Source organism: Burkholderia sp. Ac-20392 (genome assembly GCF_017104585.1).
GTDB lineage: Bacteria > Pseudomonadota > Gammaproteobacteria > Burkholderiales > Burkholderiaceae > Burkholderia > Burkholderia lata.
On the sequence record NZ_JAAGPB010000346.1, the window covers coordinates 1 to 9214 of the forward strand.

At 66.7% G+C, this 9214-nt stretch carries 13 protein-coding genes; 4 read left to right on the forward strand and 9 right to left on the reverse strand.

Annotated elements, in window-relative coordinates; genetic code table 11:
- The 4 genes from G3N99_RS28275 to G3N99_RS28290 form a co-directional block, all read right to left on the reverse strand.
- Positions 1 to 154 (reverse strand): SDR family NAD(P)-dependent oxidoreductase (locus G3N99_RS28275; protein WP_206124039.1); only part of this gene is annotated, 154 nt, incomplete at its 3' end.
- A 7-nt stretch (positions 155 to 161) separates the two neighbouring features.
- On the reverse strand, positions 162 to 926 hold the full coding sequence (locus G3N99_RS28280; protein ID WP_174983848.1) for an SDR family oxidoreductase: 765 nt from the start codon (positions 924 to 926) through the stop codon (positions 162 to 164).
- Positions 927 to 969: 43 nt separating this feature from the next.
- Positions 970 to 2001, reverse strand: coding sequence for a phosphotransferase (locus tag G3N99_RS28285; protein ID WP_206124035.1), 1032 nt, complete (start codon positions 1999 to 2001; stop codon positions 970 to 972).
- A gap of 19 nt (positions 2002 to 2020) precedes the next feature.
- Positions 2021 to 2695: a histidine phosphatase family protein gene (locus G3N99_RS28290; protein ID WP_174943409.1), complete on the reverse strand. Its 675-nt coding sequence runs from the start codon at positions 2693 to 2695 to the stop codon at positions 2021 to 2023.
- A gap of 208 nt (positions 2696 to 2903) precedes the next feature.
- Here G3N99_RS28290 and G3N99_RS28295 point away from each other — a divergent pair, with 208 nt between their 5' ends.
- Positions 2904 to 3059, forward strand: coding sequence for a DUF3309 family protein (locus G3N99_RS28295; protein ID WP_174914499.1), 156 nt, complete (start codon positions 2904 to 2906; stop codon positions 3057 to 3059).
- A 300-nt stretch (positions 3060 to 3359) separates the two neighbouring features.
- Here the strand turns inward: G3N99_RS28295 and G3N99_RS28300 are convergent, their stop codons facing one another.
- Positions 3360 to 3860, reverse strand: coding sequence for a GNAT family N-acetyltransferase (locus G3N99_RS28300; protein WP_206124036.1), 501 nt, complete (start codon positions 3858 to 3860; stop codon positions 3360 to 3362).
- Positions 3861 to 4071: 211 nt separating this feature from the next.
- Between G3N99_RS28300 and G3N99_RS28305 the strand changes: the two genes are divergently transcribed.
- Positions 4072 to 4305, forward strand: coding sequence for a hypothetical protein (locus G3N99_RS28305; RefSeq protein ID WP_206124037.1), 234 nt, complete (start codon positions 4072 to 4074; stop codon positions 4303 to 4305).
- Between the two features lie 253 nt (positions 4306 to 4558).
- Positions 4559 to 5005, forward strand: a complete 447-nt coding sequence (locus G3N99_RS28310) for a PaaI family thioesterase (protein WP_174939934.1) — start codon at positions 4559 to 4561, stop codon at positions 5003 to 5005.
- Positions 5006 to 5113: 108 nt separating this feature from the next.
- Here G3N99_RS28310 and G3N99_RS28315 read toward each other — a convergent pair whose 3' ends face one another.
- From G3N99_RS28315 to G3N99_RS28325, 3 genes are all read right to left on the reverse strand, one after another.
- Positions 5114 to 5536 (reverse strand): BON domain-containing protein, encoded by a 423-nt coding sequence (locus tag G3N99_RS28315; protein ID WP_174939612.1) that lies wholly within the window; start codon positions 5534 to 5536, stop codon positions 5114 to 5116.
- A 57-nt stretch (positions 5537 to 5593) separates the two neighbouring features.
- Positions 5594 to 6589 carry a LysR family transcriptional regulator gene (locus G3N99_RS28320; RefSeq protein ID WP_174939610.1) on the reverse strand — a complete coding sequence of 332 codons (996 nt, stop codon included), beginning with the start codon at positions 6587 to 6589 and terminating at the stop codon, positions 5594 to 5596.
- A 231-nt stretch (positions 6590 to 6820) separates the two neighbouring features.
- Positions 6821 to 7834 (reverse strand): NAD(P)H-quinone oxidoreductase, encoded by a 1014-nt coding sequence (locus tag G3N99_RS28325; protein ID WP_174939932.1) that lies wholly within the window; start codon positions 7832 to 7834, stop codon positions 6821 to 6823.
- A gap of 173 nt (positions 7835 to 8007) precedes the next feature.
- On the opposite strand from G3N99_RS28325, the gene G3N99_RS28330 reads away from it, so the two are divergent.
- Positions 8008 to 8901: a LysR family transcriptional regulator gene (locus G3N99_RS28330; protein ID WP_241011893.1), complete on the forward strand. Its 894-nt coding sequence runs from the start codon at positions 8008 to 8010 to the stop codon at positions 8899 to 8901.
- 43 nt (positions 8902 to 8944) lie between these two features.
- On the opposite strand, the gene G3N99_RS28335 is transcribed toward G3N99_RS28330, so the two are convergent.
- On the reverse strand, positions 8945 to 9214 hold a 270-nt coding region (locus G3N99_RS28335), incomplete at its 5' end, for a helix-turn-helix transcriptional regulator (RefSeq protein WP_206124038.1).

Here is a 9214-nt window from a genome sequence, read left to right on the forward strand (position 1 = left end):
TCGGTGCGGCCACGCGTTCGAGCGCATCGCCGTTCAGGTCGCCGAGCGCGAGCCGCGCGCCCATCGCGGCCAGCTCGCTCGCGAGCAACGCGCCGAAGCCGCTCGCGGCGCCGGTGATCATCACGGCCTGCCCTGCGTAGCTGTCGATCTTCATCGCGCGCTCAGATCGTCAGGCCACCGTCGACGACGATGCATTCGCCGTTCGTGTAGCTCGCCGCGTCCGACACGAGATACAGCACCGTGCCGGCCATTTCGCGCGGCTCCGCATGGCGGCGCAGCGGGATCTTCCCCATCCAGGTTTCGTAGATGTCCTTGTCGGCGAACAGCGCGCCCGCGAACTTCGTCTTCGTGAGGCCCGGCAGCAGCGCGTTCACGCGGATGCCGAGCGGCCCGCATTCCTTCGCGAACGCCTTCGTCATGTTGACGACCGCGGCCTTCGTGATCGAGTAGATGCCCTGCCGGTCGCCCGGCTGCAGCGCATTCACCGACGCCGTGTTGACGATCGCGCCGCCGCCGTGCGCCTTCATCAGCTTGCCGGCCTCGACCGACATGAAGAAGTAGCCGCGGATGTTCACGTCGACCGTCTTCTCGTACGCGGCGAGGTCGGTATCGAGGATGTGCCCGAAATACGGGTTCGCGGCCGCGTTGTTCACGAGGATGTCGAGGCGGCCGTGCTTGCCGCGGATGTGCTCGAACGTCGCGGCGATATCTTCGAGCCGCCCGACGTGGCAGGCCAGCGCCTCGGCGCGGCCGCCTGCCGCGACGATCTCGTCGGCCACGGCCTGGCAGTCGTCGAGCTTGCGGCTCGACACGATCACGTGCGCGCCCTGCTCCGCGAGCAGTTTCGCGATTTCCTCGCCGATGCCGCGGCTCGCGCCCGTCACCAGGGCGATCTTGCCCGTCAGGTCGAACAGATTCGTTGCCATGTTGCTGTGCTCCTCCATTGATGTGGTGTCGTGCCCGGCCGCTTCAGCGATGCGCGTCGATCACGCCGACGGCCAGTTCGGCGAGCCGCCCGGCCATCGCGCCGACGCGCAGCGCCTGCTCGCTCGACGCATTGCCCTGCAGCGCGCGCGCCTTCACGCCCTGCGCGATCGACGCGAGCCGGAAGAAACTGAAGGCGAGGTAGAAATGCCAGTCGCGGATCGGCTCGATGCCGCGCAGTTCGCAATAGCGCGCGACGATCGCCGCTTCGTCCGGCACGCCGAGCTCGGCGCGATCGTGGCCCGCGAGCCCGCGCACCTGCCCGCCGGACGGCAACCGCAGGCACATGCAGAGATAGGCGAGATCGGCGAGCGGGTTGCCGAGCGTCGACAGTTCCCAGTCGAGCACGGCCTGCACGCGATAGCTGTCGCGCGCGAACATCAGGTTGTCGATCCGGAAATCGCCATGCACGAGCGTCGGCCGGCCCGTGTCCGCGGGGCACGCCTTCGGCAGCCAGTCGATCAGCGTCTCCATCGCGTCGAGGCGCTCGGTTTCCGCCGCGCGATACTGCTTCGTCCACACGCCGATCTGACGCTCGAAGTAGTTGCCGGGGCGGCCGTAGTCGGCAAGGCCCACCGCATCGACATCGACGTCGTGCAACGCGGCCATCGTCTGCAGCAATGCGTCGTAGCACACCGCGCGATCGGCCTTCGGCAGCTCCGGCAGCGCAGGGTCCCAGAAGATCCGGCCATCCTCGTAGCTCATCACGTAGAACATGCTGCCGATCACGTCGCGGTCTTCGCAGAGGTGATACGGACGCGCGACCGGCACCGCGGTGCCCGACAACGCGCTCAGCACACGGAATTCGCGGTCGACCGCATGCGCGGACTTCAGCAGTTCGCCCGGCGGCTGGCGGCGCAGCACGTAGCGGCCGCTCTTTGCGTGCAGCAGGAAAGTCGGATTCGACTGGCCGCCGGCAAACTTCTCCGTGTCGACCGGGCCTTCGAAGCCCGGCACGTGCGCTTCCAGATAGCGCGTGAGGCGGGCTACGTCGAGTTGCTGGGTAGGGTTCGTCATCGTCGCGATCGTTCGTGGGTCAGCCGTAGGTTCGCAGCGCGTGTCGTTCGGGATCCTCGAGATGCGGGATGCCGTTGAACGACGCGAGGTGGAACGCATCGGCGTTGAAGAAAAACTGCGAAAGACTGCTGTTGCGGATCTGCAGGTTCAGCGCGATCGCGCTCGCGGGCGGGGCGGCCAGCACCTGCTGCACGGTGACCGCGATCGGGCCGCCGGAACTCACCGCCAGCACGCGCTGGCCGCCGCCGTGGCGGATCGCCGCGCGGGCCTCGGCCACGCGCTGCTGGAAATGCGCCCAGGTCTCGGGGGCCGAATCGCCGAGCTTGTCTTCCGACCAGAGCTGCAGCACCTGCCGGAGCGCGCGGAAATGCTCCTTCATCGAGCCGGCCGCGAGGCGGGCGATGTCCGGGTAGTCGTGCGCGGCGGCTGCGAACAGCCCGTGGAAGTCGTATTCGTTCAGGCCCGGGTGGCGGTCGACCGGCGCGCCTTCGCGGCCCATCCCGCGCAGGATCGCGTCGACCGTCTGCGCGTGGCGGTTCAGCGTGCCGCAGATCACGCGGTCGAATGTGAGCGCTTGCTGCGCGAAGTATTCGCCGAGCCAGACGCTCTGCTGCTCGCCCGCCGCGGACAACCGGTCGTAGTCGTCCGTGCCGAAGGACGCCTGCCCGTGCCGTACCAGAAAAAGTTCAGCCATCGCATACCCGCCAGATCAGAAGGATTCAGCATAGGGGGCAGGGACGCATTTTTAAACTTTATTTTCTGAATCCGGGGGTATTCATTGGGTGAATCCCCCTCCTCTCCGAGCCTGTCGTTGTCCGGCGCGCGCCATCGCGGCACACGCATTGCTCCAGTCGCCCTCGGCGGGAGAACCGCGATGTCCAATCCGTTCCAGGAGGGGTGCGATGCTCGGTACGATTCTTATCATCATCCTGATTCTCATACTCGTCGGTGCATTTCCCGCATGGCCGCACAGCCGAAGTTGGGGCTATTGGCCTTCGAGCACCGTCGGGATGATCGTCATCATCGTCGTCATACTGGTGCTGCTGGATCGCATCTGAGGCCGCAGCGCGCCAGCCGGGCAGGCCGAGTCGCGTATGAAACAACGGCGACCGGCCCTGCCGGGCACACCCGGACGTGCCCATCCGTACACCGGGAAGGCCGGCGGTGGATTCACGGGTATGACGCGGGCCGCGCGTCATCGATCACCGTTACCCGCGCGGTACGTCGGCCACGACCGCCCACGGAAAAGCGCACCTCGATCACGCCGCGAATCGGGACGGGGGTGCAACTTCGACGCTCCGTCTCGCCGGGTCGCAGGCATCCGCTCCGGGTCGACGACGATCGGGCAGGCCTGACCGCTACCCGATCGCACGCTGCATGACGATCACGTCGCCGGCAAACCTCGGATTCACCGTGCGCCGAATCTCGGCGAAGCCTTCGCGCCGCCAGAAGGCCTCGGCGTCAGGATTGGTCGAGATGACGGCCAGTTGCACCGTGCGATGGCCCCATTCCCGTGCCATTTCGGCCAGCAACGCCAAAGCCGCCTTCCCGTAACCGCCGCGTCGATGCCCGTCCGAAAGCAGCAGCAGGCCGATCCACAGGCAGTCGTCGGTCGGATACGCGCGAATGACGTCCGCGCAGCCGATCATGTCTTTTCCGACGAATAATCCGAACACCGATTTGTCCGCCGCGTCCTTCCCAACCGGCTTGCCGACGAAAAAATCGTCGACGTCTTCTTCTGTCGGTAAACGACCTTCGACGCATTGCGTATATGAAGGGGATTCGAAGAAGACGCGCCGGACGTTTGCACGGTCGCTTTCCGACTCGCCGGAAAGCCGGTGGAGGACAAGCATCAGCATCGGATATTCGTCGGAAACGGGAGTCGTGATTTTAATTCGAATGAATGTTCGTTCCTTCACCCAATGCCGTCCGGTACGGTGATAATCCTGCTACCACCTGTCGATTGCATGTCACGGCGTGACGGTGACACCGCCCTCAAGCCGGCGGGCAATCGTGTCGATAAACCAAGTGAGTTCGAAAATCACCGGCACTTCGAAACGGATAATAAATATGAATCTGCATACGGCTGGACTCGTTGCAAAGGGATTCTTTGTCATCGCTGCATATGCCGCTCTGAAAAAACGGGCTCCCCGGGAGCAGACACCTCTCGCGACGCGTGAACTCGATCAGCGCTTGTCCGATATGGGTAAAGCCGTGATCAAACTGGCGTTGTTCTTCGCGGCTGTCTACGTCATCACCCAGGTGATTGACGCGATTACCGCTGCGTCGCATCACGCGAAATAGCGTCTTGTTCAAGTCACCCGCGCCACACCCGCGCGGATGCGGCGAGTCGAACTGACGGCACCGGTCCGCATCGGTTCGACAAACGCCCGTGGCCGGGCTTCGCCTGTCCGGCTGACCATTCGGGGCGCACACCCGGCACATCCCGGGCGCCCTCCGTTCTGCGTTACGCTTCCGGACATCCCCGCAAGCGTTGCGCGTGCGGCTTGCGCCCCTGCATTCCGGATGAACCCCGGCTCACCCCACTCGAAGCGCCATGACCGAAGCCCTCAACCCGAACTACTTCGAATCCGTCGCCGCCAGTTTCGACAAGCAGCACGCGATGCGCCTGATCCAGGCACGCATGCCGCTGATCGACATCGGACGAACCGAGATCCACGTACCGCACTGGGAGGGCATCGAACAGCAGCACGGTTTCGTCCACGGCGGTGTGGTGGGCATGATCGCCGATTCGGCCGCTGGCTACGCGGCGATGACCACGGTGGCGGCCGATGCGTCGGTGCTGACCGTGGAATACAAGATCAACCTCGTCGCGCCTGCCGCGGGCGACAAGCTGATCGCCCGTGGCGAGGTGATCCGGCCGGGGCGGACGCTGATCGTGACCAAGGCGGAAGTCTTCGCCGTCACCGGCAACAAGGAAACGCTGTGCGCGGTCATGCAGCAAACCATCATGGTGATGCACGACAAGCGCGATCGCGCGTGATGCAACACAGCGCCGCGCCGAGCGGCAACGAAGCGGCGCCGGCGTGCAAATCGGCGTGTCATTCATCGGGCGAATGCCCCGGACGTAGCCGCCCGGGGTCCGTGCCCGTTACTGCGAGCCTTCGAGACGCAACTGCAACCGGCTTTTCACGGACGTGACACCCGGCACCTGGCGGGCGGCATCCACCGCGACCTGATCCTGCGACTGGTCCGTGATCTGCCCGGCCAGCGTCACGTCGCCTGTCTTCGCCTTTGCAAATACGGTGACCTGTGCGCCGCCGATGCCGGGCGCCTTCGTGATCGCCTGGCGGACTTTCTTCGCGAACGCGCGATCGGCCGCGCGATCGGCCTTCTTCGCCGACCGTGCCGCCGCCGACGGCGACGGTGACTGTGACGTGACGGGCGACGCAGCCGGCGACGTGGTGACGTGTTGCGGGCCGGACACGTCCGCATTGGGCGCGCCAGACTGCGCATGAACCAGGATCGGCGACAGCGCAACACAACCTGCAACGAAGGCAAGACGGATCTTCATCGAAATCTCCTCAAGGAACGATTGGTAACTGCGGGGGGAAACTGCTGGGGAAAGCGGTCAGGCCGCCGCACCCGAGATCGCACGGGTGCGCGCACGGCCGCGCGGCGCGGCGATCGATTCGAGCGCGTGTTCGTCGGCTGCCAGCGCGGGCGACAGCGTCGCGCGCAGGTGGTCGAGAAAGGTGCGGATCTTCGCGTCCACGAAGCGCCGGGACGCAAACATCGCGTAGACGTCGAGCATCGTCAGCCGGTAATCGGGCAGCACGCGGACGAGCCGGCCGCTGCGCAAATCGTCGATGACCGAGTAAATCGCGAGCGAGCCGATGCCCAGCCCCGCGCGCAGCGCGATCGACAGCGCTTCCGGCGCATTCGCGTGGAACGGCGCAGCCAGCACGGTGTGCGTCACGACCTCGCCGTCGCCATCGCCGCCGGCGCCGTGCAGTCGCCATTCGCCATTCGCGTCGGCAGGCGTATCGAGGCACAGGCACGTATGGCCCGCGAGTTCGGCCGGGTTGCGCGGCGTGCCGTGCCGCGCGAGATAGGCCGGCGACGCGACCAGCACGCTGTAGCTCCGCCCGCACGAGTGCGCGATATAGCCGGAATCGGGCAGGCTCGACGCGGTGACGACCGACACGTCGTAGCCCTCTTCGACGAGATTCGGCAGCCGCTGCGAGTACGTCATTTCGACGGACACCTCGGGATAGATCGCCTGATACGCGACGGCCGATGCGGTCACGTGGCTCTGCCCGAGCCCCGGCATCGTATGCACGCGCAGCCGCCCGTACGGGCGAACCAGTGCATTGCGCGCTTCGGCGTTCGCCTGGTCGACATCGCCGAGGATCGCCAGCAGGCGTTCGAAATAGCGCCGCCCGCTGTCGGTCAGCGCGATCTTGCGGGTCGTGCGGTTCAGCAGCCGGATCTGCGCGTAGTCCTCCAGGCTGGCGACGGCCCGCGACACCTGCGCGGTCGCGATGTCGCCCTGCCTCGCGACGGCGGTGAAGCTGCCGGCCTGCACGACACGCACGAAGGTCCGCATGTTTTCAAGCATGTCCATTTCGATTCATCGTCCATCGCGGCCGGCGCGCCATCCGCCACACGCGCACGACCGGACCAACCCGCGCCCGGCCGCGCACCGCGGCCTCGGTTTAGAACCGCGGCCCGCCACGCATCGACCGGCCCCAGGGCCATCGATCGCGCCGCGCGTCGTCATGTTCAGTGGTACCGATTGTCGCCATTCGCCGCGAAGCGTTCAGCCCCCCGTCCGGGGGGCTGAAGCGCGGGCCGGTCATGTGGAATGCTTGCCGTCTGCGGCGGAAGCCGGTGTGCGCAGCACGATCTTGCCGATGTGGCGGCCGGAATCCATCAGCGCGTGCGCCGCGCTCGCATCGCGAAGATCGAAGGTCCGGTAGACCTGCGGCTTCACCGTGCCCTGCCGGATCAGCGGCCACACGGCTTCCTCCAGCTCGCGGATGAGCTGCGCCTTCTCCTCGTAGGTCCGCGAGCGCAGCGTCGAACCGATGTGGGTGAGGCGCTTGGTGAGCATCGGGAACAGGTCGAGCTCCTTCGCGGGCCCGTTGATCACGCCGATCTGGACAATGCGGCCGTTCATCGCGGCGGCCGCGAAATTGCGCGCGACGTAGTCGCCGGCGATGATGTCGACGATCACGTCGACGCCCTTGCCGTCGGTGAAGCGTTTGACCGCGTCGACGAAATCCTCGTTGCGGTACTCGATCGCGAGATCCGCGCCGAGCCGCAGGCTCGCGTCGCGCTGCGCTTCCGAGCCCACCGTCGTGATGATGGTCGATGCGCCGAATGCTTTCGCCAGCATCGTCGCGGTCGTGCCGATGCCCGACGCGCCGCCGTGAATCAGCACGCTGTCGCCGGCGGCGAACCCGCCACGCTGGAACAGGTTCAGCCAGACCGTCATGAAGGTTTCGGGCATCGCTGCCGCTTCCGTCATGTCGAGGCCTTCGGGAATCGCGAGCGTATTGCTCTCGTTCGCCACCGCGTATTCGGCATAGCCGCCGCCCGGAATCAGCGCGCAGACTTCGTCGCCGATCGCGAAGCGCGTGACGTCGCGGCCGACCGCGACGACTTCACCGGCAACCTCGAGGCCGGGAATGTCGGATGCGCCGGGCGGCGGATCGTACAGTCCCTTGCGCTGGAAGACGTCCGGGCCGTTCACGCCGGCCGCATGAATGCGGATCAGCACTTCGTCGTGGCCCGGCGACGGCACGGGGCGGGTGGTCGGCACGAGCACGTCGGGGCCGCCGGGTCGCACGATTTCAATCGCCGTCATGTCGGCGGGCAGGGGTTTCACGTCATCAGTCACGATATGATCCTCAAAGTTCGTCGATGCGCGGCCGATTCGCGGATCATCCTCGAATCGCGGCATCGCAATGGGTGTGAAGACAGTCTAGGGACGGTGCCGCTCGCGGGCACGCAGTGAATTGCCGAACGAGGAATGCAAAAATGCATCAGTCAGCACAAGCGATGAACTGGGACGACGCACGCGTGTTCCTCGCGATTCATCGCGAACGCACGTTGCGCCGCGCGGCGCAAACGCTCGGGGTCGACCAGGCGACGGTCGGGCGCCGGCTCGCGCAACTCGAGCACATGCTCGGCGCCACGCTGTTCCTGCGCTCGTCGAAGGGCTACCTGACCACGCCGGTCGGCGAGCTGGCGCTGCGCGCCGCCGAGGCGATGGAGCAGCATGCACACGAGCTCGTCCGGCTGACGCAGGGCGTCGACCGGCGGCTCGCCGGCGAGGTCAAGATCACGACGACCGATGCGCTCGCGCTCGAATTCGTGATGCCGTCGATCGCGCGGCTGCATGCGAAGCATCCCGACGTATGCGTGTCGCTGAACACGGCGACTCAAGTCCTGAACCTGGCGAAACGGGAGGCCGACATCGCGGTGCGCACCGTGCGGCCCGACAACCCCGATCTCGTCGCGCGCCGCCTCGCCTGCTGGGACATGGGCCTGTTCGCTTCGCACGACTATCTGCAACGGCACGGCGAGCCAGTGCGCGGCAGCGCGTTCGCGGGGCACGACCTGGTCGTCTACCAGCCGTATGTCGACGCGAGCCGGAAGCCGGCGATCGCCGGCGAGCCGATCGCGGCAGGGCGCATCGTCGGGCGGATGAATTCGAGCCTGATGATGCGCGCCGCGCTGCGCTCGGGCCTCGGCATCGGCGAAGTGCCGGTGCACATGGGCGAACGCGACGGCCTCGCCCGCATCTGGCCCGCGCAGACGCGGGAAGCACCGTACGAAGTCTGGCTCGTCACGCATCGCGACCTGCGCCACACCGCGCGTATCCGCGCGACGATCGACGAGATCGTGTCCGCGTTCGACGCGCATCGATGAGCCCGGCGCGCCGGGGCAACGCCGGCGCGCCGCCCGCCACCGTCTATTCGTCGCCGACGCGCGTGCGGGACGACGCATCGAGCGCCAGCCCGCTGCGTACGGCCTGGATGCGCGACGTGACGTTGAGCTTCTCGAAGATGTTCTTCAGGTGCCATTTGATCGTCTCCGGCGCAACGCGCAGCGCGCGGGCGATCTCCTTGTTCGACAGGCCGCGCGCGACGTAATCGAGGATCTCGATCTCGCGCGCGCTCAGGTTGCCGGCGGTGCCGGGCCGCGCGGCCGGCGCGGCATTCGACGCCCGGTCCGCCTCGAA

Excerpts from the sequence above, each read along its gene's own strand:
- G3N99_RS28320 (WP_174939610.1), bottom strand. The coding sequence starts at position 6,589 with ATGGACATGCTTGAAAACATGCGGACCTTCGTGCGTGTCGTGCAGGCC.
- G3N99_RS28310 (WP_174939934.1), top strand. The coding sequence starts at position 4,559 with ATGACCGAAGCCCTCAACCCGAACTACTTCGAATCCGTCGCCGCCAGT.
- G3N99_RS28295 (WP_174914499.1), top strand. The coding sequence starts at position 2,904 with ATGCTCGGTACGATTCTTATCATCATCCTGATTCTCATACTCGTCGGT.
- G3N99_RS28300 (WP_206124036.1), bottom strand. The coding sequence starts at position 3,860 with ATGCTGATGCTTGTCCTCCACCGGCTTTCCGGCGAGTCGGAAAGCGAC.
- G3N99_RS28280 (WP_174983848.1), bottom strand. The coding sequence starts at position 926 with ATGGCAACGAATCTGTTCGACCTGACGGGCAAGATCGCCCTGGTGACG.
- G3N99_RS28285 (WP_206124035.1), bottom strand. The coding sequence starts at position 2,001 with ATGACGAACCCTACCCAGCAACTCGACGTAGCCCGCCTCACGCGCTAT.
- G3N99_RS28325 (WP_174939932.1), bottom strand. The coding sequence starts at position 7,834 with ATGACGGCGATTGAAATCGTGCGACCCGGCGGCCCCGACGTGCTCGTG.
- G3N99_RS28290 (WP_174943409.1), bottom strand. The coding sequence starts at position 2,695 with ATGGCTGAACTTTTTCTGGTACGGCACGGGCAGGCGTCCTTCGGCACG.
- G3N99_RS28305 (WP_206124037.1), top strand. The coding sequence starts at position 4,072 with ATGAATCTGCATACGGCTGGACTCGTTGCAAAGGGATTCTTTGTCATC.
- G3N99_RS28315 (WP_174939612.1), bottom strand. The coding sequence starts at position 5,536 with ATGAAGATCCGTCTTGCCTTCGTTGCAGGTTGTGTTGCGCTGTCGCCG.
- G3N99_RS28330 (WP_241011893.1), top strand. The coding sequence starts at position 8,008 with ATGCATCAGTCAGCACAAGCGATGAACTGGGACGACGCACGCGTGTTC.